Here is a 26,056-nt window from a genome sequence, read left to right as displayed (position 1 = left end):
GGAGAAGCGAGAAAGCACGTTCTATGCGGGCAGCCCAGCATTGAATGCTTAATCGTCAAAGGAGGTTACTGCGTTGCCCGCAGCGGCCCTTTTATCGTGAGCATCATGTGAAGCTGGATCATGACTACAGACTCGCTGGCCCTCGCCAGCGAGTTTGCCCCAATCTCAGTCGATACGGGTTTTCCGCAGTCTCAGCGCATTGAATACGACCGAGGCCGAACTAACGCTCATGGCCAGCGCCGCAATCATGGGCGACAGCAAGTGACCTGTCAGGGGATAAAGTAGCCCTGCCGCGAGCGGAATTCCCATCGCGTTGTAGATGAAGGCGAAGGCCAGGTTCTGTCGCATGTTTTTTACCGTGGCCACGGACAAGGTTCTTGCCCGTAAGATGCCCATCAAGTCACCTTTAACCAGGGTTACTTGAGCACTGTTCATGGCCACATCGGTGCCGGTTCCCATCGCGATACTTACATCCGCACGAGCCAGTGCCGGCGCATCGTTTATGCCGTCCCCGGCCATAGCCACCCGACGACCATAGCTTTGCAGATCGGCCACCAGATTTTCCTTGTCCTGGGGTTTGACCTCTCCATGGACTTCCTCGATCCCCAGCTCCTTTGCCACGGCCCGAGCGGTGGTAAGCCCATCACCGGTGGCCATGATCACCTTCACATCCACATCCTGTAGCTGGGTGACTGCTTGCTTGGAGGTAGGTTTGATCGGATCTGAGACAGCCAGAAGGCCCGCCAGAGAACCATCGACTGCCAGGTAAATGATGCTGATGCCCTCCAAGCGAAGCTGCTCGGCACGACTCCTCAGCGAAACGGTACGTACTCCCGCTTCTTCCATCAAGGCTGTATTACCCAGTTGGAGCTGTCGGCCTTCCACTTGACCGCGAACGCCGATGCCTGAGCCTGACTCGAAGGATTCCGGTTTGGCCAACTCAACTCCCTGAGCGCGGGCGTAATCAACGATCGCATGGGCCAGCGGATGCTCACTGCCTTGGTCGAGGCTTGCAGCCAATCGCAGCACCTCGTTCGAGTCGAACGGACCGGCTCCCTCTGCACTGTGGAATACAGGCCGTCCCTCGGTCAGCGTACCGGTCTTGTCAACGATCAGCGTATTGATCTTGCAGAGGTTCTCTATGGCGCTCGCATCGCGGAACAAAACGCCACTGCTGGCAGCCTTGCCAGTCGAAACCATAACCGACATAGGGGTGGCCAAACCCAGGGCGCAGGGACAGGCGATGATCAGTACGGCAACCGCATTGATAACACCGAATACCCAGCCAGACTCCGGACCGAACAAGCCCCAACCGAAGAACGTGAGGATCGCGATTGCGATTACCCCGACCACGAAGTAGCCAGCTACCGCATCGGCCATACGTTGCATGGGGGCCTTGGAGCGCTGAGCCCGGGCAACCATCTGCACGATCTGGGACAACATGGTCTCGGCACCAACCTTCTGCGCCTGCATCACTAGGCTACCGTGGGTATTCATGGTTGCGCCGATCAGTGCATCACCAATTCGCTTGGTCACCGGTACCGGTTCACCAGTCAGCATGGACTCGTCGACAGCGCTGTCACCTTCGAGCACGGTGCCATCCACCGGGACTTTTTCGCCCGGACGTACCCGTAGATGATCTCCTTGATGCACATGGGTCAGAGGGATGTCTTCTTCCTGGCCGTCAGGATTGATGCGCCGAGCGGTTTTCGGTGCCAGGCCCAACAGCGACTTTATGGCTGCAGAGGTTTGCGAGCGCGCCTTGAGTTCGAGCATCTGACCCAACAGTGTCAGGGAGATGATCACCGCCGCAGCCTCAAAGTAGACGCCAATGCGCCCATCCTGAAAGAAGACTTGTGGGAAGAGTTGTGGAGCCAGCGTCGCGGCGACGCTGTACAGGTAGGCTGCCGCTGTACCCAGACCAATCAATGTCCACATGTTCGGGCTGCGATGGCGGATCGAGTCGATACCGCGGTTGAAGAACACCCAGCCGCCCCAGAGCGTCACAGGGGTCGCCAAGACAAGCTCAACCCAGTTCTGCGTCGCGCCATGGAACAGCTGCAACGTATGGCCGGCCATGGCCAAAACGGTCACGATGATCGTGAGTGGAAGTGTCCGCCAGAAGCGCCGAGAGAAATCCTTGAGCTCCAGATTCTCCTCTTTCTCCAACTCAGGGATCACTGGCTCCAAGGTCATGCCGCAGATGGGACAATTATCAGGTTCTGGCTGACGTATTTCCGGGTGCATCGGGCAGGTGTACTCAGCCGCGTCAGGTGTGGCCGGCGGAGCTGCATGTTGTCCGTGACCACCTTGAGGGGGTTGGCTCACATAACTGAGAGGGTCGCCCCGGAACTTATCCTGGCACTTCGCGCTGCAGAAGCGGTAACTCTGCCCTTGGTAGCTTTCACTGAACTGACTGCCGGGCTTGACGGCCATACCACATACCGGATCGTGCTGTCTCCCTTGTTGGTCTTCCTGATGTTTCGCAAGGTCATGGTCGTGATGGCTGGAGGAGGTGTGCATAGGGCTTATTTCCTGTTCTCGTCCTTGGGAGCATCAGCATCACTCTGATGAGCGTGCCCACCATGGTTATGGCCGAACATATGCATGTGGCCGTAATGTTCGCGGGCCACATAAAACACCCCGATTACGGCCAGCATGATCAGCGCGATGCCACTCTTACTTTTCCAGAATGGCGGTTCAGCGCTGGAATGGTAATGGGAGTGATCCATGATTCGAATCTTCGGTTGGTTGAGGCGATATCCTTTGGCACAGTGAGATAGATAGGCTCTGCTGATAGCTAGTTGCTTGAACGCCTATCAATCCAAACTCAACGAATGTTCACTTTGCCGACCATACCTGATTGGTAATGACCGGGGAGGTTGCAAGCGAACTCAAGGCCGGTTGCTTTGGCGAAGGTCCACACCAATTCTTCGGTGGCTCCCGGCTCGATCAAGACGCTGTTCGGATTGTCGTGTTCCTTGCTGACTTCCCCACCCATGGCATGCCCCGTGTTGTTCATGTCGTGTGTGCCAGTCGGAGAAAGCGTTCCCTTCTGAAACATGGCCGCCATTACCTTCTGGTGGGCGGCATGAGCGGCTGCCATGCCCAAGCTGAATTCGTGTAGCAGCGCGCCCTCGTTTTTGAGCACGAAGCGGATTGTTTCGCCCGGTTTGACATCAATGCTCTTTGGCTCGAAGAAGCTATCGCCCATCTTCAATTCGATGGTGCGATCAACCTTTTGGGCATTGCCTGGCTGACCGATGTCTACATTTACGTAGTTCGGGCTGGCGATGGCTGCAGACGCGGAAAACATAAGGCTGGAAACGAGAAGCAGGAAAGCGGGCTTAGCTTTCATGGTGAACCTCGCAGGACGGAGTGGCTTAAAACGCCTTTGATGCTAGTCAGGCTGAGCTGCCAGCTTACTTACGCAAAAATTACATAGGCAGAGTTAGCTGAGATCAGGTGGCCCGGCACACAACGCCGGGACACCTGTTCGTCGATTCAACGCATTACGAACTCACCCACCATCCCAGCCTGGTAATGTCCCGGAAGGGTGCAGGCAAAGTTCAGGTTGGACGCATCGGCGAATGTCCAGACGAATTCCTTCGTCGTCCCAGGCTCAACGAGGATGGCGTTAGGATCGTCATGTTTTGCCTCAATGACCTCTGGATATCCCGGAGGATCGGAATCGCTAGGGGCAGTGAAGTGCTCCCGCCAGACGATCGACTTCGCCTTGCCCGTCGGCGTCAGCGTGCCGTCTTTGAATAGCGCCGCCATCTCGCGTTGATGTTCCAGCTGCGATACGGCTTTGCCGATATTGAATTCGTGCATCAGCGCCCCTTCGTTCTTCAACACGAAGCGGACGGTCTCGCCAGGCTTCACATCGATCGACTTCTGGCCGTAGCTGATGTCATCCATCTTGACGAAAACGGTACGCGTAGCAGGGGTTGCTTGGGCCTGTCGACCAATGCTGGTTTCATTGCCAGGAGTTTGTGCAAAGGCTGGAGTTGCAGCTCCGAAGAGAAGTGCGGCGATCAACAGTTGGAGACGTGAACGTTTCATGATGAAACCTCACTGAGGTGGTTGGAAATCTCATGCTATTCCCCGGTTCCTGCCGGGAGGCTTACCCCAAAACTACAAATTAGTCAGCTTGAAAAAACGCGGCGCCGTTGTGGCGCCGCTAGGCCAAAGGAGCAATCACGGAAGGCCTTAAAGGGGATTTCTTATGGATGGCACTCTTTGTCAGCCATCATTAGCTTGTGCTCCCGCATCATCTGCCCGAGGGCGTCATCCACCAATTTGTCGTGCTGCTCCATCCAAGCAAGATGCTCTTGCACAGACACACCGGGAGCTGGGTGTTCGTTGTGAAGCTGGCTCATCATCTCTTCGAGCATCTTCATGTGCTCCTTCATGTGCACATGGCGCTGGCCAGGGGGAGCCTTCTCCGCCTGGATCAATACGGCTTCGGCCTTATCCCGCATTTTTTGAATGCGCTCGAAGGTGCGATCACCCCCGCTTTCTGCCCAGACAGCTGAGGACAGCAGGAGCGAAACAACCAGAAACAGAGGTTTAAGCAGTTTCATAAGACAGTCTCCTCACAAGAAGCTGTGGCCGGCACCTCTGGTTGTTGATGCGAGGGCCGAGAGCACAACCTAGTGCTCATGCTTGCACCCTAGACAAAACTCCCTGACAGAGGCCTGAAGCTAGGATTACATTTTCGTAAGCTTCTGGTTGGGAGTGCCATTTGGCTGCACACTCAGGTCACTCTAAATTTTGGAAACCGCTCACATGAAACTTCTGGTAGCTGAAGATGAGCCAAAAACAGGCACTTACCTGCAGCAGGGCCTCACCGAGGCTGGGTTCAATGTCGACCGCGTCATGACGGGAACGGATGCACTTCAGCATGCACTGAGCGAAGCGTATGACCTGTTGATTCTGGACGTAATGATGCCGGGCCTGAACGGCTGGGACGTACTGCGGATGGTGCGAGCAGCGGGGAAGGATGTCCCGGTGCTGTTCCTGACGGCACGTGACGGCGTCGAAGATCGCGTCAAAGGATTGGAGCTGGGTGCCGACGACTACCTGGTCAAGCCATTCGCCTTTTCCGAATTGTTAGCCCGGGTCAGGACGCTGCTCCGCCGGGGCAATAGCTCGCCCACGCAGACCACCATGAAAATAGCAGATCTTGAGGTCGATCTGCTGAAACGTCGTGCCATCCGCAGTGGAAAGCGGATTGACCTGACGGCGAAGGAATTCTCGTTGCTCGAACTACTGCTGCGCCGGCGCGGCGAAGTGCTTCCGAAGTCTTTAATCGCTTCCCAGGTCTGGGACATGAATTTCGATAGCGATACCAATGTGATCGAAGTTGCTGTTCGGCGTTTGCGAGCGAAAATTGACGATGATTTCGAACTGAAATTGATCCATACCGCCCGAGGTATGGGCTATATGCTTGATGCCCCGGAGTCGGAATGAACCATCTGTCACTGACAGCGCGCATGAGCTTGATGTTCATGCTTGCGGTGATCGCCGTCCTCACAGTAGCAGGCCTGAGCTTCAATGAACTCAGTCGGCATCACTTCAGAATGCTTGATCGGCAAACGCTGATTGAAAAGCTCGAATCGACTCAGAAAATTTTGAGCAGCACACGTGGTCGCGCAGATTTCATTGAGGTGCAGCCTCAGCTTAATGCCCTGCTGGGGGCGCATGAAGACCTAGCGGCGATCATCCTCGCAAATGATGGCACAGTGCTTTTCGCCGAGCCGAAGCCTTTCAATGTCCCCGAGAAATATCAACTCCACCCTGACCACGACATGTGGGAATGGCAAGAAGGCGGGCACATGTACCGCGGGATGACAGCGCAGGTGTCTGGCCCTTATCAACCCGAGCCCCTCACAACCTTGCTGATCCTCGACGTCACTAATCACATGCACTTCTTTGAGACACTGCTGCGATGGTTCTGGATCGGGCTGATCATTAGCGCACTGATAAGTGCCGCATTAGGATGGGTTGTCGCTCGCAGTGGGCTGAGACCTTTACGACAAGTGACCCAGGTGGCTACGTCGATGTCCGCAAGGTCACTGAAAGAGCGTATCCCACTGGAGCCAGTCCCCCTTGAGTTGCAGCAGTTGGTCACCTCGTTCAATGCGATGCTTGCCAGGCTAGATGATGCGTTTGTTCGGCTTTCGAATTTCTCTGCCGATATCGCTCATGAACTGCGTACTCCAGTGAGCAACCTGATGACACACACAGAGGTGGTGCTTACCAAGAAACGCGGTGTCGACGCCTATGAAGAGAACCTCTACTCGAACCTGGAAGACCTGAAGCGCATGTCGCGGATAATCGACGAAATGCTGTTCCTGGCTAAATCGGACAACGGCTTGATCATTCCGGAGCTGACGCGTATCGAGCTCAGCGAGGTGGTCGCCAAACTGTTCGAGTATTACCACCTACTGGCGGACGAGCGCGGCATCCACCTCATGGTATCGGGCTCAGGCTGCGTTCTGGGTGACAAGCTGATGCTGGATCGTGCGATCTCGAATCTGCTGTCCAATGCGCTGCGCTATACCCCAGAAGGGAAAACGATCTCAGTAACGATCCGTCAGACTGGCAACGCCGTCACCTTAACTGTTGAGAACCCTGGCAAGACCATCAAGCCTGAGCACCTAGGTAAACTCTTCGACCGCTTCTATCGCGTCGATCCCGCTCGCCGCGAAGGTAACCCGAGCAATGCGGGGCTTGGCCTGGCTATTACCCGATCCATCGTTGAGGCTCATCAAGGCAAGATCTGGTGTACCTCTGCCAACAACTGGACAACCTTCCACCTGGAGTTCCCGGCAACTTGAGGGGCTACTCCGAAGATATTGACCTGCATTTCTAACGCGCCAAGCGGTTCCTCCTGTTTTTTTGTCAGTTGTGTAATTCCATTCGTTTGCACACCCAATTGCATTCCCCCTTGCTTCCTAGACTGAGTGACCGGTGTAGGGCCCTGAACGAGCCCCATGAAAGACAGGACACTGTTTCCCCCTTACGATAAGGGATAGGCAAACGGTTATGTTTATGACTAACAGCAACGATAAGAGTGGGGAGCTTTTGGGCCAGGAGCGGCGGCGCCGCTGGAGCCCAGAGCAAAAACTGGCCATGGTTCGCGAGAGTCTTGAGCCAGGGCAAAGCGTTTCGGTGGTGGCTCGGCGTAACGGCATCAACGCCAACCAGCTGTTCCTGTGGCGCAAGCTGTACCAGGACGGCAGCTTGTCGGCGGTCAGTGCTGGCGAAGCCGTGGTGCCGGCCTCCGAGCTGAGTGATGCGCTCAAGCAGATCCGTGAACTGCAACGGATGCTGGGCAAGAAAACGATGGAAGCAGAAATCCTCAAAGAGGCCGTGGAGATCGCCCGGTCGCGAAAATGGATTGCGCACTCACCCTTGTTGCCGGGGGACGACCAGTGAAGCTGGTCAGCGAATGTCTCGGTGTGGCGCGCTCGCAATTAACGGTTCGAATCAAGCAATCAGCCTTGCCCAAGGTACGACGAAACAGGCCCGTGGACGACGCTGAACTGGTGGTTGAAATCCAGCAACAGGTCAGCGAGCTGCCCAGCTATGGCTACCGTCGTGTCTGGGGATTACTGCGTCGCGCACGTGAAACCCAGTTGCTGCCCGCGATCAACGTGAAGCGGGTTTACCGGGTCATGCGTGATCACAATCTGCTGCTTGAGCGTCGACTCAAACAGCCCGGCGTGCCACGTCGACACGAAGGCCGTATTGCCGTGAAAACCAGTGATACGCGTTGGTGCTCGGACGGCTTTGAGTTCCGTTGCGAGGACGGCGCCAAACTGAGCGTGACCTTCGCCCTGGACTGCTGTGATCGCGAAGCCATCGGCTGGGTCGCCAGTCCAACGGGATACAGCGGTGATGATATCCGTGACTTGATGCTGGAGAGCGTGGAAAAGCGCTTTGGCGACCAACTGCCCGCCACGCCGGTGCAATGGCTAAGCGATAACGGTTCGGCCTATACCGCCGAACAGACGCGCCTGTTTGCTCGGCAGATCGGTTTGCAACCGGTGACCACGCCAGTACGCAGCCCGCAGAGCAACGGCATGGCTGAGAGCTTCGTGAAGACGATCAAGCGTGATTACGTGGCGCATATGCCCAAGCCGGATCGAGAAACGGCGCTACGCAACCTGGCCATTGCCTTCGAGCATTACAACGAGCAGCATCCGCACAGCGCCTTGAACTATCGCTCGCCGAGGGAGTTCAGGCGCTTGGCCGCAGCATCAATTTAACGGGGAGTTGGTGTCCGGTTTTTTAGGGGCAAGTCCAGGCCCCTGGGAGGTCCGGACGAAGACAAGTCAACGCAGGCCCTTAACGTGAAAAGCCATGATGCCTACCTCAACGCTGGGCCAGAGAGCGCCCACCAAGCTTACTGAATTGTAATCGAACGGTTTGCGGTCATGTGTCATCGTGTCCTGGCTCTTTGACGCGGCTCTCCTGACCCACTACCGGGGTTCAGTCCGTACCAGGGCGCGGCATACGCTTGGTATTCGTCAGTGGTTTTCAACCCACATCGAGAAGTAAAACTAGAACTTCCCTACAAAACCTCGAACCAACAGCTTGCGCTGTGAGGAGCCCTGCATGTCACTCTTTAAAACTACGACCGTTGCTGTCGCACTTACCGCTGGTTTGCTTTTGAGCGCTATCGCCCAAGCCCATCCAAAATTGGTGTCCTCCACTCCTTCGGAAGGCTCGACCTCCGCAGCACCTTCCAAGATTGAGCTGCATTTCTCTGAGAACCTCACAACTCAGTTCTCCGGTGCAAAACTGATCATGACCGACATGCCAGGCATGTCGCATTCCCCAATGGCTGTTAAGGCAAGTGTCTCAGGCAGCGACGATCCGAAAACGATGGTCATCACGCCTGCCGCTCCTCTAACCACTGGTACTTACAAGGTCGAATGGCGAGCAGTCTCTTCCGACACGCACCCCATAACAGGCAACCTTGTTTTTAAAGTGAAGTAATCCATGAGCGACTCAGTCAACATCGCCGTTCGCTTCGTTCTTTATATGGACCTCATGCTGCTGTTTGGATTGGCCATTTTTGGTTTGTACAGCCTTAGGGGAAAAGAGCGAGTCTCTGGTGCTGTCTTGAACTTTGGGTCGCTGCTTTTCGGCACAGTTGTTGTTGGCGTACTGCTGTCTCTGGCTGCTATGTTGTTACTTGCCAAGGCAATGAGTGGCGTTGCAGAACTTATGGAGCTTCAACGCCATATCTTCGAAATGCTGCTTATGGGTACCGATGTCGGACTGACATGGATGGTTCGGGTTGCTGCTCTTGTTCTAGCAGGTGTAGCGCTGACAGTGAACAAACGCTTTCCAACCCTGAGCCTCTGGGTGGTTACTTTGTGCGGTGCAACCGCGCTAGCCACCTTAGCTTGGACAGGGCATGGCGCTATCAACGAAGGTAACCGGCGTTACGTGCATTTCGCCAGCGACATCGTCCACCTTTTGGCCGCGGGAGGATGGCTCGGCGCTCTGGCGGCATTTGCTTTATTGCTGCGTACGAAAATACTCAATGGTAAGCAAGAGGTGCGCATTCTCTCCCGAGTACTCACCGGGTTCGAATCAGCGGGTGCATTGATCGTGGTTAGCCTAAGTGCTACCGGCATAGTAAATTATCTTTTCATCGTAGGTCCAACAGTAGAAAATATAACGTTTAGCACTTATGGCGTGCTGCTTTGTTTGAAAATATTACTGTTTGCAGCGATGCTCGTGTTGGCCACGCTGAATCGTTTTCACTTGAGTCCACTGTTAGAACGGTCGATCCAGAACGGAGAATGCACTGGGGCGGTTAATGCTTTACGGCGCAGCATGGCGCTAGAGTTCTCAGTAGCAATAATCATAGTGTGTCTAGTCGCTTGGCTAGGAACCTTAAGTCCAGAGATGGAAGTGGGCACAGTATAGAGTTAATCTGCATGTGCTCTGCACCGTTCCCTGAGCGAATGGAATGTTGTGGCCAGATTAGAGCGCAAATGGTTGGTAATTGGCAATGCAAGCAGGTGGTCCAGTTTGCAATTGGGTGTTCAGCAAGTCCGTGCAGTTACGCAGTCAGTTGAGGCCGAATGCCCCAATGGCCATATTCAGGGCTGGCCACGCTCGGCCCTGAACTCTGCGAGTTGACTGGAGAGCACCGCTTTCTCCTGCAGGAGGCGCTGCTTTTCGGTGGCCAACGCGGTCAACTGGCTTTCAGCCCGGGTTAAGCGTTCCGCCAGCAGGCTCCGCTCCCGCTCGCTCACGGCCAAGTGCGTCCGCGTTTCAGCCAACCACTGCTCGCCTTGGCCATGACGCTGTTCCAGTGTCTGATGCGCCTGTTTCAACTCGGCGAATTGCAATGCCACCTGCTCAAGGGCGCTGCGACTCTGGGTGAACGCCTCCTGGGTCGTGCGCAGGGTATCCTTAAGCAGATCATGGTCTTGCACCAGGCGTTGTTCCCGGGCCTGCAGTTCACCCAGATGGGTTTGCTGCGCGAGCAGATGCTGCCGGAGCGCTGCCAGTTCGTGTTCAAGGCGCTGTTGGCGTTGCTCAGCGGCCTGGCGCTCGTCGCTGCGTTGTTGCGCGACCGACGCTTGGTAGTGCTCGAACTGCACCCGTGCTTGTTGCAATTGCTGGGTCAGCGAGACGACTTCGGCGGCGCGGTCAGCCAGGCGCTGTTCGAGCCCGAGCTTTTCACTGCTCAGACCGGCCAGGACGATCTCCTGACGCTGCACGGTGTCAGCCAGCTCTTGGCTGCGGGTAGTGGCGGTGGCCAGTGCTAGGGTCTGCTGCGCCTGAACGCTGAGCAAGGCGTCGCGCTCGACGAACGCTTGCTGCAACTGCTCCTGCAATGCGGCGGCCTCTGTCTGGTGAGACTCTACGGCCTGCTGGAGTTGAATGGCCGCCTCCGCCTGAACTTTTTCGTACAGTCCCTTCAGCGCCAGGACGAGCTCCGCGGGCAATCCCAGTTCGGCCTGCGCCAGCGTACCGGGATGCGCGGCTTTCCAGCGTTTTAACAACGGCGCCAGCGTGCTTTTGCTGCCAGTCCCACCCAGGGCGGCGCGGATGCTGTCGATCGTCGGGTTGTGGCCAGCGGCCACGAGCCGGGCCGCTGCCTGGGCGACATGGACATAAAGGACGCCGGAACGGGCCATGGCTACCTCGGATTTTTCTGTACCGTATTATGGACAACGTAATATCTCGGATTAAGTACAGAATAGTTAAACCCTGCGAAGCTACCAGTTAACCCACGATAAGCGCGACTATCGTGAGTTAGATCGTCACGATCGACATTCGCACCTATAATCTGCGGTACACACGGCCTAAACAGGCGTTTCGTGATGACGGCCAGTAATAACAACGAAAGTGTCCCTCCAATCCCGCTCGACGAACCGATTACGCTGTTGCGTACCCCGGGTACGCTCGCCACGCCCGAACAGTTGGCCCTGCAACATCAGCGCTTTCTCGCGGCTGCCACCTCCGACAACACCCGCCGCACCTACCGCTCGGCCATTCGCCACTTTCAGGCCTGGGGCGGCGTGCTGCCGTGCGATGAGGCCACGGCGATTCGTTACCTGCTGACCTTCGCGGAAGCGTTGAACCCCCGTACGCTGGCCCTGCGCCTGACGGCTCTGGCGCAATGGCACCGTTATCAGGGTTTTCCTGATCCTGCGGCCACCGCCACCGTGCGCAAGACCTTGCGCGGCATTGAGCGTGTCCACGGGCGCCCGCGGCAAAAAGCGAAGGCGCTACTCTTGGAAGATTTGGATCGCATCGTGACGCACTTGAGCGCGACGGCAGGGCTCGCTGCATTGCGTGACAGCGCACTGATTCAGGTGGGGTATTTCGGGGCGTTCCGTCGTAACGAATTGGTCACGCTGGAAGTTCGATACCTGCATTGGGAGCAGGAAGGCCTGCGGATCACGCTACCGCGCTCCAAAACTGACCAGGAAGGCCAGGGCTTGGACAAGGCGATCCCGTACGGCGACAGCATCTGCTGCCCAGCCAAGGCTTTGCGCTGCTGGCTGGACGCCGCCCAGATCGAGCAAGGCCCGCTGTTCCGGCGTATCAGCCGCTGGGGTGTAGTAGGCGAAGCCGCGCTGAACGTGGGTAGCGTCAATGCCATCCTGGCTGCCCGCGCCAAGGAAGCGGGTCTATCGCATGCCCCAGAGATGAGCAGCCATAGTCTCCGCCGTGGGCTGGCAACCAGCGCTCATCGCGCCGGCGCAGACTTTCTCGAGATCAAGCGCCAGGGTGGCTGGCGGCATGATGGCACCGTACACGGCTATATCGAGGAGGCCGGCGCCTTCGAAGAAAACGCGGCAGGCTCGCTATTACGGCGTAAGCAAGATCCATGAGTCGACTGGAAGAAACCGCCTATCCGCGCCTCAAAACAGAGTTCAGCTCACAAGAACTCGGCGCGATTTATACACCCAGCCCTCAAGAGAAAGCCTTGATCTTTGGCTGGTATCGGCAAGCACCTACGCGAGTCTGCCTCCTGATCCAACTGAAGCTCCTGCAACGGCTCGGCTATTTCTTGCCACTCACAGCCACGCCACCAGCAATCATTGAACATGTCTGCCGCCGGGCAGGATTGCGTGTTCCCGCTAAGGTCGCCCTGCAGCGTTACGACCAGTCCGGCAGCAAACCACGCCACCAGCAGCGGCTTCGCGTGCATCTGGGCATTCAGATGCTGGATGCCGAGGGAGATCAGTGGCTGGATGAGGTGGCTCATCTAGCCGCCAGCTCGAAGCAGGAACTGCCTGACATCATCAACATCCTCATTGAAGAGCTGGTTCGCCGCCGTTATGAACTCCCGGGCTTTACACGGCTCAGCCGCCTGGCACAGCAGGCCCGTGTCAGCGTCAACGAGTCGATTTATCAGAGTGTCGCCAATGCGCTGTCAGCCTCTGCCACGGAACGGCTGGATCAACTATTGGAACCCCAGGGGCGCAGTGCTTGGGATGGCCTCAAGCGCGAACCCAAGCGTCCCGGCGCTCGTGAGGTGGCAAGCTTCCTCAAGCATATCAACGGACTGATTGAACTGGCCGATGGACTTCCCTTGCTGGCGAATATCGCGATCAGCAAGCGCACCCAGATGGTGCTGGAGGCGCGAGCGCTCGATATCGCCGAAATGCGGGCGATGAAACCCCACAAGCGCTACACCTTGGCCGTACTCATGGTGCAGTCGCAACTGCAGAAGGCCATGGATGACGTGGCCGAAATCTTCATCAAAACCCTGCGCAGCCTGCACCGGATTGCCGAAGAACGCTTGCAGCAGTACCACCTGACCCATGTCCAGCAGGTGGATCGACTGATCGGTCAATTCCGGGAGGTACTGACTGCCCTAGAAGCACCTCTGCCACCGGATGAGCGACTTGCACAGGTCGACGAAACCCTTGAGGGCAATCCTGCCTCCTGGATTGCCCAGTGCGATGAGCACATGGCCTTCGCCGGCAATAACTATTATCCGTTCATGCTGCAGCCATACCGCAGCAAGCGCTCGCTACTGTTTCAGTGCCTGGACGTGCTTGCACTCAAGTCCAGCTCGCAGGACGACGCGCTGCTACTGGCGGTTGACTGGCTGCAGCAGCATCGCAACAGTCACCGCGAATACCTCACGCTCAGCGCGGACGAGTTTGCCGACATGGCCCTGACGGGGCTGCCCGAGAAGTGGCGAAAACTGATCTTCACTAAGAGCGACACCGCCAACAGTCAGACGTTGATTCACCGTAAGTATTTTGAGCTCTGCATCTTCTCTCAAGTTATGCAGGAGCTGAAATCCGGCGACCTCTACGTTGAGCACAGTGATCAATACGACGATTACCGCGAGCACCTGGTGAGCTGGGACGAGTACCAGAAGGAAGTGCTGGGCTACGGCGAACTAGTGGGCATGGACGTTGATCCGGCTGCGTTTACCCAAGGTCTGCGCGACCAGTTAACCGCGCTCGGGCAAAAGGTCGACGACCGTTTCCCGGATAACGAGCATGTGGATCTGACCGAATCCGGGCTGCTGATTCGGCGAACCGAGCGACGGGAGCCGCCGCCCCAGCTACCCATCATCGATCAAGCCATCACGGCAAACGCTGAACCCAAAAGCATCTTGGACATACTGACAGAAACAGAGCGCTGGCTTGACTTGCACCGACTGTTTGGCCCGCTCTCTGGCTTCGAGGCCAAGCTCGATGAGCCACGTAAGCGTTTCATTACCACGCTGTTCTGCTATGGCTGCAACCTAGGGCCGTCCCAAACCGCGCGATCAGTGAAAGGCTTCAGTCGAAAACAAGTGGCATGGCTTAATCTCAAACACGTCACCGAGGAGCGACTCGACAAGGCCATCGTGGCGGCTATCAACGCCTACAACCGCTTTGCCTTGCCGCGTTATTGGGGGACTGGGAAAGCCGCCTCCGCGGACGGTACCAAGTGGAATGTCTACGAACAGAATCTGCTTTCCGAGTACCACATTCGCTACGGCGGTTACGGCGGCATCGGCTACTACCATGTTTCAGACATGTATATCGCCCTGTTCAGCCGCTTCATTCCCTGCGGGGTCTACGAGGCGGTCTACATCCTGGACGGTCTGGTCAAAAACGACTCGGATATTCAACCGGACACCGTGCATGGTGATACTCAGGCCCAGAATGCCCCAGTGTTTGGTCTGGCGCATTTGCTCGGCATCCAGCTGATGCCGAGAATTCGCAATATCAAGGAACTCGTTTTCTTCAAACCGGAGAAGGGGAGCCACTATCGCCATATCAACAGCCTGTTCAGAGCTTCCATCGACTGGGCGCTGATTGAGCGCCACGTCCCTGACATGCTACGGGTAGCCATCTCGATCAAAGCCGGCAAGATCACGCCCTCGATGATCCTGCGCCGGCTGGGAACCTACAGCCGAAAGAACAAGCTGTACTTCGCCTTCCGCGAGCTCGGCCGTGTAGTGCGCACAATGTTCCTGCTGAATTACATCAACGATATCGAGCTTCGGCGAAACATCCACGCGGCCACCAACAAGAGCGAGGAATTCAATAATTTCACCAAGTGGCTGTTCTTCGGTGGAGAGGGCATTATTGCCGAGAACGTGCGGCATGAGCAGCGCAAGGTCATCAAGTACAACCACTTAGTATCGAACCTGGTGATCCTGCACAACGTGCAGGAAATGTCGCGGGTACTCAAGGATCTGCAGCGGCAGGGGCACCCAGTGGATGAGGCGGTGCTAAAGGCACTGTCGCCGTATCGGACGAGTCATATCAATCGTTTCGGCGACTACACCTTGGACCTCGACCGCAAGATCAAGCCAATCGATTACAAAATTCAGTTTCAGCCTTTAAATCAGTAACTTAACTGTATTTTGGCGAATTTAGCGCGAATCCCGGCCAACCCTCATGCGGATCATCGCAACAGATCTCGCAGAAAGGTGGCGCAGGCAGCCGCGCTTTCGGTCGGCCAGTTCACTTTGACAGTGCCACGCGGGTGCTGGATTTCAACGCAGATATTCGATGATGCAGTTTGCGAATTTGCTCCGGCTAGCTGCATGGGGAACGGAATAAAAGCAGGTTGCAGCTCCGTGTTTTTTTGCTTTTGCCCTCGAATCCACTTGTGGACGAGGTTCGCGTTGAGTCTATGGCTCAGCGCGACGCTGGCAATCGAGGCGCCGGGCTGGGCGCACTCTTGAATGACTTGGACTTTGAAGGATTTGGAGTAGGAACGGCGTTGTGGTTGCATGAAATACCCGCTTGAAAGGCTCGAACTGGTGCCCACTTAAATTTAAGTGCACACCATGTCTTGGCTTTGCAGGGCTGGGTAGATGACTTGGCCGGACGGATACTCAATACGAGCTGACGCAAATGTAATTTCGGCCTCAGCTACCTGTCAGGGATGAGTGTCTAGTTTGACATCAGGAGCGCTGCACTAGCGTTCCACCCGGCCACCGAGCGCTATCCCCAGAGTGCCGGGTAATCTGTATGAGGAGGTGTCTCATGAAACTTCTGAAACCTGTACTTCTGATGGGTTCGATCCTGCTGTCGTCCATGGCGTGGGCCGAAGGCGGCAGTGACCGAGCTTTGGCGCGCCACGCTGCGCAACGCGATACGGTCGGAACCGTGATGCTGCAAGCTGAGCAGGTGCAGCCCGACCAGCGTCCCGGGCAAATGGTTGTATGCACTAAGTAGGTGTCCCACTTTGTTGTTGCTATCTGATCGCTTCGTGGGTTGTAGCGGCAGTTTCAGCGGTACCGCTATGACCCTGCAGAGTAATTGGTGTCACTGGCTCCGCGCTTGCCGTTAGTCTTGAGGAGCTTATTCATGCGTCTACGACCAGCTCATCGCTTCCCTGAGAAGCTGCGCACTGCTGTAATCGAGTCATGCGCCGAAAAGTCATGCTCCGACTGTGACACGGACGAGCTTTTGAGCTAGCCTCAAGGAGTGCTCTTCAAGAGTTGAAGGAGCGATGTCCTGTGATGACTCGAAAGTTGAACAAAAAGCTGATCAAGCTTCTTATGGTGCTGCTGCTATTTTTAGTGGTCGCACAAAGTGGAGTCTTGATGTTTAAATCCGAGTCATCGATTGGTTCCCTCGATTGTGTTGCTGCGCAGAGCATGCAGGCCGAATACAGCCAGGCCGATACCTGTTGCCCAAACATCCAGAGCCAAGTAGCGTGCTCGATGAACTGTGCAATTCCTTACGCAGGGCCTATCGCATATCCTACTGAATCCTCTCTAACCTTAATTTCTCCTCAGAACTTCTGCTATACACCCTTCCTTGGCCGCATGGCGGTTGCTCCTGAGCCTTTCCCACCCAAGATCACTGTCCTGATCAGGACCTGAGTATGCTCGCTTGCTCTTCCAGCTAAAACAGCCAAAAGAACATCGAGATACAAGCATGGTGCCTGCAACTAACTGTCGTCAATGGAAAAGGATTGGGTATTCACCATGAACAAGTCATTCACGCTTTTGGGTGGTGTGTTACTGGCATTCGCCTCCCTTGCGATGCCGATCGCCCTTGCTGCTCCTGGAGAAACCGTTCTTTATAAGAATCCAAGCTGCAAGTGCTGCGATAAATATGCCGAGTACCTACGCGAAGGTGGCTTCAAGGTGTCGGTTATCGCGGATTCCGCACAGTTTCAGCGCGTCAGTAAGGCGTCTGGCGTCCCCCCATCCTTGGCAGGCTGCCATGCCATGACGGTTGATGGCTATGTCGTTGGCGGTCACGTTCCACTTGCGGCCGTCAATAAATTGTTGACGGAGCGTCCAGCAATTCGCGGTATCGCCCTGGCAGGTATGCCTGCGGGCTCGCCCGGCATGAACGGTACTCAACAGAAACCGTTTGAAATTTACGCCTTTGACGGAGCTAAAGCCTGGCTCTACATGACCCATGTGCTGACCGATAGCTCGGCGACTGAAATATGGAAGGCAATAAATGCCTGAATAAACTTTGAGGATTACACCATGACCAAGAACATGGCGCTGTACGTAAAAGGTTTATTGCAACGTTACCCGCTGCTTGCGGGACTTGCTGTTGCAATAACGTTCACTTTGTTCTTTAACTTACACAGTCGGTTTGCAGCAGCAACTCTGCCTGTTCTGCTTTGCCTGTTAATGATCGGGCTCTGCCTGAAAAATATGGTCGGGGAAACCGCCTGTGAGCAAAAAACTCCGGATCAACCGTTACTTGCCCGGAGCCTGTCAGAAACCAAGGTCGTTGATCAGGAGAACTGCCATGCGTAACTCTAAAATTTGCACAGCTATACTCGCTGCCCTCATAACTCTTGGAGCCGTTTCCACGGGCTTTGCCGAGCAGTCAAAGGACATTGCAAAGGACAGCATGATGAAAGGACAGGATATGCACATGATGGAAGGCAATAAAATGCCGATGATGGACATGATGCAGGAGATGTCCTCAATGATGAAGGACTGCAGCAAAATGATGCAGAGTATGAGCATGATGAATATGGGAGATAAGGCACCTCAAGGCGACAGTAAGGCGCAATAGAGGTCAGATCTCTTGTCGCCAGTCTCTGCACCTCTCAGGTAGAGACATAAGAAATAAGCTCTGGGTAGCGGTACCGCACTAGCAGTGCCGCTACTCAGATGCTGAATGCCGATCCTCTGCTGATCTAGAAGGAGCCGACCATGAACGACTTTGCCATGCACTATGGACACTGGAGTTGGGTGCTCATCATGGTGCTGATCGCATCATGGCTCCTCTACCGTTTCGTCGCCCCACGCAGTTGGCGTGAGTGGATGGGCGCCGGCTTGGTGCAAGCGTTCATCATCGCGTTATACGCCGAGATGTACGGCTTCCCGCTGACTATTTATCTGCTGACTGGTTTTCTGGGCATTGATCTTCCGCTGACGGGCTTCTCCGGCCATCTCTGGGCTACCCTGCTGGGCTACGGCAGCACCGGGGCCATGCTGGAAATGCTGTTGGGCGGAGTATTTATCGTGGTTGGTCTGGTGCTGCTGATCCGAGGCTGGGTCCAGGTCTACCGCGCCAATCTGGAGGGCCGACTGGCCACAGAGGGAGTCTACGGTCTGATCCGACACCCGCAATACACCGGGATCATGCTGGCCGTCTTCGGGCAGATCATTCACTGGCCGACGGTCGTCACTTTGCTGCTGTTCCCCGTGATCATCTACGCCTATGTTCGGCTGGCCAAGCGGGAGGAATCGGCGCTGGCCGAGCGCTTCGGCGAAGTTTATCAGGCCTATCGGCAACGCTTGCCGATGTTCTTTCCGCGCCGAGAGGACTGGCGTGAGTTTCTCCGCTCACTGCTCTTTGCCTATCAGAAATAGCCTGGTGACACCCAGCATTTTTCCTTTCCGTGACGATCAACGTCATCGCTAAAAAGAGCGACACGGACTACTCAGCCGAAAAAAAGGCGCCTAACTCAGGCGCCTAAAACCATCCTCCAAACCAAAGGACCAAAGGAGCAAAACAAGAGGATGGCGGAGCAATCAACTCTTCATTGCACGGCAAGCATGGCAGCAAGCCTTTTACTGGCCAATGCGGCCTATCAGTGGCGGATGGCTGGCCCGATGTCAGCTACTGAATGTCGAACCAGGCATCCATGCCATTGTTAGTTCAGAGTCTTGATGGACGCGATGGAGGCTGCCATTCCCTCGGCGCGAAACTCGAACTCCGCTCGATCACCCACCTTCAGGCCCGCCAGTTGCTCCGCAGTTGCGCTGAAGCCCATGGTCATAGCTGGCCACTGCAATGCCGGCACGGCGCCATGCGCGAGGGTGACGGTGTTTTTCTCGGTGTCGATTGCCTTGACCGTACCACTGGCCTTGGCGGTTGGGGCCTGCTGCGCTTCCTGCTGCATCTGCATGCCCGCCATGGGCATGTCGTCCATCTTCATTCCCGGCATGTCCTCGGCCAGGACGGGAAGGGATAGCGCAACAACTACGCTTGCAACTGCGTTCAGGGCTTGCTTCATACAGCTTTTCCTTGACGGTTGGTGGATGCAGCGGGGAGGTGCCGACGGCGCATCAAGCGATAGGCCGCCGGAATGACGAACAGGGAAAGCAAGGGCGCGGTGACCATGCCACCGACCATGGGCGCGGCGATCCGGCTCATCACCTCGCTGCCGGTGCCGCTGTCCAAGAGGATCGGTAGCAGGCCGGCGATGATCACCGCCACCGTCATCGCCTTGGGCCGCACGCGCTGCACGGCGCCTTCGCGAATTGCCTCGAGTAGCGCACCTTCGCTGCATAGGCCGCCGTTTTCACGCTCGGCCCAAGCGTTCTTCAGGTAGAGCAGCATGATCACGCCGAACTCGGCCGCCACCCCGGCCAGTGCGATGAAGCCGACGCCGGTGGCCACCGACAGGTTGAAGCCCAGCAGGTAGAGGAACCAGGCCCCGCCGGTGAGGGCGAACGGCAGGGTGGCCATGATCAAGAAGGCCTCGTCGAAGCGGGCGAAGGTCAGGTAGAGCAGCACGAAGATGATCAGCAGGGTCGCCGGCACCACCAGTTTGAGCCGGGCATTGGCCCGTTCGAGAAACTCGAACTGCCCCGAGTAACTCAGGCTCGTGCCCGGCTGCAGCTTGACCTGCTCGCCGACGGCCCGGCGCAGATCGGCGACCACCGAGGCGATATCCCGGCCGCGTACGTCGATATACACCCAGCCGGAAGGCCGGGCGTTCTCGCTCTTCAGCATGGGTGGCCCATCGCTGACCTTGACTCGCGCCACCGTGCCCAGGGTGATCTGGCTGCCCTGCGGGGTGTAGATCGGCAGTTGCTCCAGGGCACCGAGCGAGTCGCGCCACTCACGGGGATAGCGCACGTTGATCGGGAAGCGTGCTAGCCCTTCGATGGTCTCCCCGACGTTTTCGCCACCGATGGCGCTGGCCACGATCGACTGCACATCGGCGATATTCAGCCCGTAACGCGCGGCGGCCTGGCGGTCGATATCCACATCGATATAGCGCCCGCCGGTCAAACGCTCGGCCAGGGCCGAACTGACGCCGGGCACACTCTTGGCCGCGCGCTCGACCGCCTGGGTGGCCGCGTCGATTTCCATCAGGTTGGTGCCGGCGACCTTCACCCCGATCGGGCTCTTGATCCCGGTGGCGAGCATATCGATGCGGTTGCGGATCGGCGGTATCCAGATGTTGGTCAGCCCCGGCACTCGCACCACCCGATCCAGCTCCTCCACCAGCTGCTCCTGGGTCATCCCGGGGCGCCACTGCTCGCGGGGCTTGAACTGGATGGTGGTTTCGAACATCTCCAGCGGCGCCGGGTCGGTGGCGGTTTCGGCGCGTCCGGCTTTGCCGAACACATGCTCGACTTCCGGTACCGTCTTGATCAGGCGGTCGGTCTGCTGCAGCAACTGCGCCGCCTTCTGTGCCGACAAACCCGGCAAGGCCGAAGGCATGTAGAGCAGGTCGCCCTCATCCAGTGGCGGGAGGAACTCGCCACCCAACTGGGAGATTGGCCACAGCGCGCTGAGAAAGACCAGCGCCGCGACCAGCAGGGTGACCTTGGGCCGGCGTAGCACCGCATCGAGGGCCGGTTGGTAGATCCTGATCAACCAACGGTTCAGCGGGTTCTGTTCTTCATTGGGAATCCGTCCGCGAATCCAGTAGCCCATCAGCACCGGCACCAGGGTCACCGAGAGGCCGGCCGCCGCCGCCATGGCATAGGTTTTGGTGAAGGCCAGCGGGCCGAACAGGCGGCCCTCCTGGGCTTCCAGGGTGAACACCGGGATAAATGACAGGGTGATGAATAGTCGCCACGTCGCCGAGGGTCACCGGCACGCCGCCGGCACCGAGCTTGAGGGGAATCGCGCGGAAGTCATTCAACGTCTTCAGGTAGCCGGAAGCGCGCACCATGAACTCGGCCTCCGCCATCTCCAGCACGGCACCACCGGTTTCCTGGTTGGCCCGGCCTATGGCCTCGATCACTTCGGCCTGGGTGATAGCCAGACTGGCCAGCATGAGCGGATCGAGCAGCACTTGGTACTGCTTGACCATGCCGCCGACGGTTGCCACTTCCGCGACATTCGCCAGGGTCTTCAACTCGAACTTGAGGAACCAGTCTTGCAGCGCGCGCAGTTGCGCCAGGTCGTGCCCGCCGCTGCGATCCACCAGAGCGTACTGGTAGATCCAGCCCACCCCCGTAGCATCCGGTCCTAACGCCGGCTTGGCGCTGGCCGGCAGGCGACTTTGAATCTGGCTGAGGTACTCCAGCACCCGCGAGCGGGCCCAGTAGAGGTCGGTACCGTCCTCGAAGATGACATAGACGAAGCTGTCGCCGAAGAAGGAGAAGCCGCGCACGGTCTTCGCCCCCGGCACCGAGAGCATGGTGGTGGCCAGCGGATAGGTGACCTGATTCTCGACTATCTGCGGCGCCTGCCCCGGATAAGGGGTGCGGATGATCACCTGAACATCGGAGAGGTCCGGCAGCGCATCGATGGGGGTGCTCTGCACCGACCAGACACCCCAGGCCGTTACGAACAGCGTCGCCAGCAACACCAGGAAGCGGTTGGCCACCGACCAGCGAATCAGGGCGGCGATCATGGCTGGCCTCCCAGCTTCTGCAGGCGCTCAATCAACAGCCCATCGTCGGTTTGGAGCACCGCCACACGTACCTTGTCACCCACCTTGAACCCCTGCGTCAGGGCGGGGTCGGCCAGGGGGAAGGTCATGGTCATGCCAGGCATGCCCAGCGTCTTGAACGGACCATGGGCGAGGGTCACGCCCTGGTTAGTGATCTCGACGATTTGCCCCTCGGCCTCATGCAGGACGGGGGCTGCTGTGGCAGGCTCCGGCATTTGCGCAGTACTCGCGACTATGCCCTTGAGGCTGGCCTCGGAATCGAGCAGGAATTGTCCGGAGGCGACCACCTGCTGGCCTTCCTCGAGACCTTGCAGCACCACCGTTTTGCCTTCGTTTTCGCGTCCGAGCTGTACTTCGACCGGGCGGTAGCGCCCACCGTCTTCGGCGAGCATCACCAGGGCACGCCGGCCGGTGCGGATGACCGCCTCGCTCGGCACCCACAACAGGCTTTGTTCAGTCGACCGGTTCAGGCGCACCTGCGCGGTCAAGCCTGGCCGCAGGCGGCCGTCGGGATTGGGCAGTTCGACACGCACGCGAACCGTGCGGCTATCCGGATTCGTCTCAGGCAGAACGGCGCTGACCGTGCCGCCAAGTACTTCCCCTGGGAAGGCCGGCAGGCGTGCCTCGACCGCCTGGCCAACGGCAATCGCTCCAACCTCGGCCTCCGGAACGGCCACCGCGAGCCAGACGCTACTCAAGCCGTTGACGCGGGCCAGGGTGTCGCCAGCCGCCACGGTCATCCCCGCACGCACATCCAGCTCCTGCAACACACCGCCAATCGGGCTGGTGAGGGTCAGGGTTGGCTGGGTCTTGCCGCTGCGTTCCACTTGGGCAATCAGCGCCGCCGGCATGCCGGTGAGGCGCAGGCGTTGACGTGCCGCCGCCAGCAAGCCGGCGTCGCCATTGCGCTTGAGCGCGAGGAACTCCTCCTGGGCAGCGGCCCATTCCGGCACCAACAGGTCGGCCAGCGCTGCATTAGCCTTGAGCACATCGCCAGGCGCGCGGGCATAGACGCGCTCGACAAAGCCAGCGGTACGCGCCTGCACCACCGCGATATCCCGTTCGTTGAACGCCAATACGCCGACCACCTCCAGACTGCTGGCGAGGGCCCCGCGGCTGACCGGGGCCAGGCGCAGACCGATGTTCTGGGTCAGGCTGGGGTCGATGCTGATGGCCGCGCTGTCCGCCGCTGCATCGGCGTACTGAGGTACCAGTTGCATGTCCATAAAGGGCGATTTTCCCGGCTTGTCGAACTTCTGCTGCGGGTACATGGGGTCGTACCAATACAGCGCCTTACGTTCGTCCGTCGCCGTTGCCGCCGATTCGGCGGCCAACTGCGGCATGCCGCTCGGGCGCTGCTGAGCGAACCAGTAGCCACCGGCAACGCCGAGGGCGACCGACAGGCCTGTCAACAAAGCCCCTTGCCAGATTCGCGCAGTCATTGGTGATTCTCCCCGTAAGTGAAATACAGGCGGGCGCTGGTCAGGGCTCGCAGCTCTTCAAAGTCGATATGTTTGAGGCGCGCCTCGATCAGTTCGCGCCTGGCGGCGATGACGGGCGCCAAGTCGCCTTTGCCGGCGCGGTAGCTGGCCATGGTCAGCTCCACCTTTTCCTTGGCCAGGGGCAACAGGCTGTCCTGGCTGCGGCGCACGGCGCGGTTCAGGCGCTCGTATTCGGCCAGGTCCTCTTCCAGTTGCTGGGCATGCTCGCGTGCGAGGACTTCGCGCTCGGCCTCCAACTGATTCAGTTCGGCGTGCCGGGCGGCGATCATGGGGTTCTGCCGGGAGCCGGGAAACAGCGGCAGGTCGAAGCTGAACTGCACGCTCAGCATGTCGCCGAACTCACGGCCGCGGCGCTGGTAGTCGAGTTCCCAGCTCCAGTCGGATTGCTTTTCCGCTTGCGCTTCACGTACCTTGGCCTGCGCTTCGCGGGTGATCGGCGCGAAGGCCGCCAACGCAGGGTTATATTGCAGCTTATGGGCATAGCCCTCGGCTGCGATCGGCCACTCCGGCAAGCGACCGGCCAGCGGCTCATTGGCGGCAGGGCCGATCCAGCGCCGCAGGGCGGCACGCGCTTGCGCGCGCAGCCGGATCAATTCGTCCTGTTGCTCAGCCAACAGGGCCGCCTCCTGTTTCGGTGTCACGGCATCGGCGGTCTGCCCACGACCGCCGGCGATCTGCGCGCGGACGGTATCGCCCAGCAGGCGATTCTCGCGGAAGAAATCCTGGAACAGCGCCTGTTTGCGCTCCACCGAGTAGCTGCTGATCCAGGCCAGAGCGGTGGCCTGACGGACTTTCAGACGCTCGACCCGGCTTTCGGCCATGGCTCGATCGACGGCCGCCTCGGCCACCTCGATGCGTGCCCGGCGCTTGTCACGATTGGGCACCTCCTGCATGACTCCGACCATCTGCATGGTCATGAAGTCCTGGTCGATGCTCCAGCGATCGGGACCACCAACGGGGAAGTTCTGCACGCCCAGCAGTAACTTCGGATCGGGTAATTCGCCGGCCGGGATGGCGGCGCTACTGGCCGCCTCCAATTTGGCCGCCTGGGCGGTCAACGAAGGGGCATTGTCTTCGGCCAACCGCAAGGCTTCATCGAGTGTCAGGGGTGCAGCTAGGCTCGGTAATGCCAGCACGGTTGCCGCCAGGGCAGCCGCGACGGGCCACCCTGTGCAATAGCGTTTGGAGTTCATGTTCACGATTCCTGTGATGATCCGCTGCGCGCCGCTCGAACGTGCGCGCAGGCAAGCCATCCCGTCGGTGCGGGATGAAACTTAGTGTGGTACAGGAATCAAACGCGCGGAGGTCGCCATACCCCGGAAGGGGCCTGGGCAGGCAGGAAATCGCTGGAGAAGGGAGCCGCAGAGGGGCTGGACAAGGTGACGGGAGGCTTGACGATCGATACTTGCAGCATGCCGCCGGTCTTGCATTCCTGGCCGGGCTTGCAGGGTTTGCCATGCTCGGAGGGACTGCCCATATCCTGGCAACAGTCCTGCTCCACATCCCCCATCATCGCCATGCCCGCCGTTTTCATCGGGCAAGGTTCTGTCGCTGCCTCGATGCCCGCAATCCCGCTCAGGGGAAGCGCCAGGCTAATCAGGAAGGTGAGGCATAGCCGCAGCGTTTCATGCGAAGGAGTTTAGTCGCTGGTAACGGACCGTACAATTACTGATCCGTAAGAAAGAACCTGTGCGGATGTGTTCGTTGGCCAAGAGATCGTCCTCGCCTCAAGCGAATGCAGGCATAAAGGTGCGCTTATGCCCTCAGGCAACGTGTGGGCCATGAAAGCCGTTACGGATCACGGCGTGTCGTTTGGGTTGCGCTCAGTCGGCTTAGCCTTCCGGGTGTCGTCGGCAGCGGGCGCATCCTTGTGCATGCCGCGCATACAAAACACCATCGCCAGCGGACAGAGCAGTAACAGCAAGATCAGCGCGTTCGTCACGATCCAAGTTTGAAAAGCCGGGAACAAGACATAGGCAGCCACCAGGGTAATGGCAGCACCGATGCCCAGCCGAACCATTGTGGATTTATTGCTAATCATGATGCTCTCCTTTCAGGCAGGTAGTGGGGGCAGGTCATCCAGGAACGGCCCAGGTGGTTGTTCAGAGTCGTCGCAATGCTCGGCCAGGTATGACAGGGCATCGTGCATGGCCAGCAGCGCGGCAATACGCGCGTTCAACACATCGATGTAGGTCCGGGCGATGCCCTGAACCTCGCCGTCGGGGCGATTACGGTCCCGCCATAACTCCAGCAAGGTACGGACCTGCTCGATCGAGAACCCCAGATCCCGCGCATGGTGAATGAAGCGCAAAACCTGTACGTCGTTCTCGCGGTAGACACGATAGCCTGCTTGCGTGCGCCGTGAGGCCGGGATCAGGTCAATGCGTTCGTAGTAACGGATCATCTTGGCGGACAAACCGCTTTCACTCGCTGCTTCGCCAATGTTCATTAATTTATCCTCCTCGGCGAGCCAC

26 protein-coding genes and 1 pseudogene are annotated in these 26,056 nt (G+C 58.1%); 13 read left to right on the top strand and 14 right to left on the bottom strand.

Going from position 1 to position 26,056, the window contains the following annotated elements:
- Window positions 1-165: 165 nt before the first annotated feature.
- The 5 genes from NVV94_RS14470 to NVV94_RS14450 all read right to left on the bottom strand — a co-directional run bounded on the left by NVV94_RS14470 (window position 166) and on the right by NVV94_RS14450 (window position 4,586).
- Complete coding sequence (locus NVV94_RS14470; RefSeq protein WP_258443094.1) at window positions 166-2,523, bottom strand: heavy metal translocating P-type ATPase; 2,358 nt, start codon at window positions 2,521-2,523, stop codon at window positions 166-168.
- A 5-nt stretch (window positions 2,524-2,528) separates the two neighbouring features.
- A complete protein-coding gene (locus NVV94_RS14465; protein WP_258443093.1) occupies window positions 2,529-2,732 on the bottom strand; it encodes a hypothetical protein in 204 nt (67 codons plus the stop codon).
- A 98-nt stretch (window positions 2,733-2,830) separates the two neighbouring features.
- Entirely contained in the window at window positions 2,831-3,358 is a 528-nt protein-coding gene (locus NVV94_RS14460) for a plastocyanin/azurin family copper-binding protein (RefSeq protein ID WP_258443092.1), read from the bottom strand.
- Between the two features lie 146 nt (window positions 3,359-3,504).
- On the bottom strand, window positions 3,505-4,065 hold the full coding sequence (locus NVV94_RS14455; RefSeq protein ID WP_258443091.1) for a plastocyanin/azurin family copper-binding protein: 561 nt from the start codon (window positions 4,063-4,065) through the stop codon (window positions 3,505-3,507).
- 161 nt (window positions 4,066-4,226) lie between these two features.
- A complete protein-coding gene (locus NVV94_RS14450) occupies window positions 4,227-4,586 on the bottom strand; it encodes a co-regulatory protein PtrA N-terminal domain-containing protein (RefSeq protein WP_258443090.1) in 360 nt (119 codons plus the stop codon).
- 205 nt (window positions 4,587-4,791) lie between these two features.
- Between NVV94_RS14450 and NVV94_RS14445 the strand changes: the two genes are divergently transcribed.
- The 5 genes from NVV94_RS14445 to copD all read left to right on the top strand — a co-directional run bounded on the left by NVV94_RS14445 (window position 4,792) and on the right by copD (window position 9,954).
- The gene (locus NVV94_RS14445) at window positions 4,792-5,475 is read left to right on the top strand and encodes a heavy metal response regulator transcription factor (RefSeq protein WP_258443089.1); all 684 of its coding nucleotides are present in this window, start codon (window positions 4,792-4,794) and stop codon (window positions 5,473-5,475) included.
- Entirely contained in the window at window positions 5,472-6,845 is a 1,374-nt protein-coding gene (locus NVV94_RS14440; RefSeq protein WP_258443088.1) for a heavy metal sensor histidine kinase, read from the top strand. Before NVV94_RS14445 ends, NVV94_RS14440 begins: the two co-directional genes overlap by 4 nt.
- A gap of 214 nt (window positions 6,846-7,059) precedes the next feature.
- A protein-coding gene (locus tag NVV94_RS14435) for an IS3 family transposase (RefSeq protein ID WP_408733403.1) occupies window positions 7,060-8,279 on the top strand; the annotation gives its coding sequence in 2 pieces (ribosomal slippage) (window positions 7,060-7,405 and window positions 7,405-8,279; 1,221 coding nt in all).
- 349 nt (window positions 8,280-8,628) lie between these two features.
- Window positions 8,629-9,012, top strand: coding sequence for a copper homeostasis periplasmic binding protein CopC (gene copC, locus NVV94_RS14430; RefSeq protein WP_258443085.1), 384 nt, complete (start codon window positions 8,629-8,631; stop codon window positions 9,010-9,012).
- Window positions 9,013-9,015: 3 nt separating this feature from the next.
- Complete coding sequence (gene copD / locus NVV94_RS14425; RefSeq protein WP_258443083.1) at window positions 9,016-9,954, top strand: copper homeostasis membrane protein CopD; 939 nt, start codon at window positions 9,016-9,018, stop codon at window positions 9,952-9,954.
- A 176-nt stretch (window positions 9,955-10,130) separates the two neighbouring features.
- Here the strand turns inward: copD and NVV94_RS14420 are convergent, their stop codons facing one another.
- Complete coding sequence (locus tag NVV94_RS14420) at window positions 10,131-11,177, bottom strand: DNA-binding protein (RefSeq protein ID WP_258443082.1); 1,047 nt, start codon at window positions 11,175-11,177, stop codon at window positions 10,131-10,133.
- Between the two features lie 186 nt (window positions 11,178-11,363).
- On the opposite strand from NVV94_RS14420, the gene NVV94_RS14415 reads away from it, so the two are divergent.
- Window positions 11,364-12,380: a site-specific integrase gene (locus NVV94_RS14415; RefSeq protein WP_258443081.1), complete on the top strand. Its 1,017-nt coding sequence runs from the start codon at window positions 11,364-11,366 to the stop codon at window positions 12,378-12,380.
- Window positions 12,377-15,358: a Tn3 family transposase gene (locus NVV94_RS14410; protein WP_258443079.1), complete on the top strand. Its 2,982-nt coding sequence runs from the start codon at window positions 12,377-12,379 to the stop codon at window positions 15,356-15,358. Before NVV94_RS14415 ends, NVV94_RS14410 begins: the two co-directional genes overlap by 4 nt.
- Window positions 15,359-15,411: 53 nt before the next feature.
- On the opposite strand, the gene tnpA is transcribed toward NVV94_RS14410, so the two are convergent.
- Complete coding sequence (gene tnpA, locus NVV94_RS14405) at window positions 15,412-15,744, bottom strand: IS66-like element accessory protein TnpA (RefSeq protein WP_258443077.1); 333 nt, start codon at window positions 15,742-15,744, stop codon at window positions 15,412-15,414.
- A gap of 254 nt (window positions 15,745-15,998) precedes the next feature.
- On the opposite strand from tnpA, the gene NVV94_RS14400 reads away from it, so the two are divergent.
- The 6 genes from NVV94_RS14400 to NVV94_RS14375 all read left to right on the top strand — a co-directional run bounded on the left by NVV94_RS14400 (window position 15,999) and on the right by NVV94_RS14375 (window position 18,811).
- A complete protein-coding gene (locus tag NVV94_RS14400; RefSeq protein WP_258443076.1) occupies window positions 15,999-16,190 on the top strand; it encodes a co-regulatory protein PtrA N-terminal domain-containing protein in 192 nt (63 codons plus the stop codon).
- Window positions 16,191-16,477: 287 nt separating this feature from the next.
- On the top strand, window positions 16,478-16,843 hold the full coding sequence (locus NVV94_RS14395) for a hypothetical protein (protein ID WP_258443075.1): 366 nt from the start codon (window positions 16,478-16,480) through the stop codon (window positions 16,841-16,843).
- Between the two features lie 105 nt (window positions 16,844-16,948).
- Entirely contained in the window at window positions 16,949-17,443 is a 495-nt protein-coding gene (locus NVV94_RS14390; protein WP_258443074.1) for a DUF411 domain-containing protein, read from the top strand.
- Window positions 17,444-17,464: 21 nt separating this feature from the next.
- Window positions 17,465-17,743 carry a hypothetical protein gene (locus NVV94_RS14385; RefSeq protein ID WP_258443072.1) on the top strand — a complete coding sequence of 93 codons (279 nt, stop codon included), beginning with the start codon at window positions 17,465-17,467 and terminating at the stop codon, window positions 17,741-17,743.
- Window positions 17,736-18,008, top strand: a complete 273-nt coding sequence (locus NVV94_RS14380; protein ID WP_258443071.1) for a hypothetical protein — start codon at window positions 17,736-17,738, stop codon at window positions 18,006-18,008. Before NVV94_RS14385 ends, NVV94_RS14380 begins: the two co-directional genes overlap by 8 nt.
- Before the next feature lie 140 nt (window positions 18,009-18,148).
- Window positions 18,149-18,811 (top strand): isoprenylcysteine carboxylmethyltransferase family protein, encoded by a 663-nt coding sequence (locus NVV94_RS14375; protein WP_258443070.1) that lies wholly within the window; start codon window positions 18,149-18,151, stop codon window positions 18,809-18,811.
- A gap of 284 nt (window positions 18,812-19,095) precedes the next feature.
- Here NVV94_RS14375 and NVV94_RS14370 read toward each other — a convergent pair whose 3' ends face one another.
- From NVV94_RS14370 to NVV94_RS14340, 7 genes and pseudogenes are all read right to left on the bottom strand, one after another.
- Window positions 19,096-19,458, bottom strand: a complete 363-nt coding sequence (locus NVV94_RS14370; protein WP_258443069.1) for a copper-binding protein — start codon at window positions 19,456-19,458, stop codon at window positions 19,096-19,098.
- Window positions 19,455-22,041 (bottom strand): annotated as a pseudogene (locus tag NVV94_RS14365) (efflux RND transporter permease subunit). Before NVV94_RS14365 ends, NVV94_RS14370 begins: the two are co-directional and overlap by 4 nt.
- Entirely contained in the window at window positions 22,038-23,522 is a 1,485-nt protein-coding gene (locus tag NVV94_RS14360; protein ID WP_258443068.1) for an efflux RND transporter periplasmic adaptor subunit, read from the bottom strand. The pseudogene NVV94_RS14365 and the gene NVV94_RS14360 overlap by 4 nt, the downstream one beginning before the upstream one ends.
- Window positions 23,519-24,775 carry a TolC family protein gene (locus NVV94_RS14355; RefSeq protein WP_258443067.1) on the bottom strand — a complete coding sequence of 419 codons (1,257 nt, stop codon included), beginning with the start codon at window positions 24,773-24,775 and terminating at the stop codon, window positions 23,519-23,521. Before NVV94_RS14355 ends, NVV94_RS14360 begins: the two co-directional genes overlap by 4 nt.
- Before the next feature lie 98 nt (window positions 24,776-24,873).
- Window positions 24,874-25,203 (bottom strand): hypothetical protein, encoded by a 330-nt coding sequence (locus NVV94_RS14350; RefSeq protein ID WP_258447705.1) that lies wholly within the window; start codon window positions 25,201-25,203, stop codon window positions 24,874-24,876.
- 177 nt (window positions 25,204-25,380) lie between these two features.
- Window positions 25,381-25,623, bottom strand: coding sequence for a DUF2933 domain-containing protein (locus NVV94_RS14345; protein ID WP_258443066.1), 243 nt, complete (start codon window positions 25,621-25,623; stop codon window positions 25,381-25,383).
- 12 nt (window positions 25,624-25,635) lie between these two features.
- Window positions 25,636-26,031, bottom strand: coding sequence for a MerR family transcriptional regulator (locus NVV94_RS14340; RefSeq protein ID WP_258443064.1), 396 nt, complete (start codon window positions 26,029-26,031; stop codon window positions 25,636-25,638).
- Window positions 26,032-26,056: the final 25 nt, after the last annotated feature.

Origin of the sequence: Pseudomonas sp. LS1212, from assembly GCF_024741815.1 — a bacterium.
Taxonomy (GTDB): domain Bacteria; phylum Pseudomonadota; class Gammaproteobacteria; order Pseudomonadales; family Pseudomonadaceae; genus Aquipseudomonas.
This window is presented reverse-complemented; position numbering and strand designations above follow the sequence as displayed.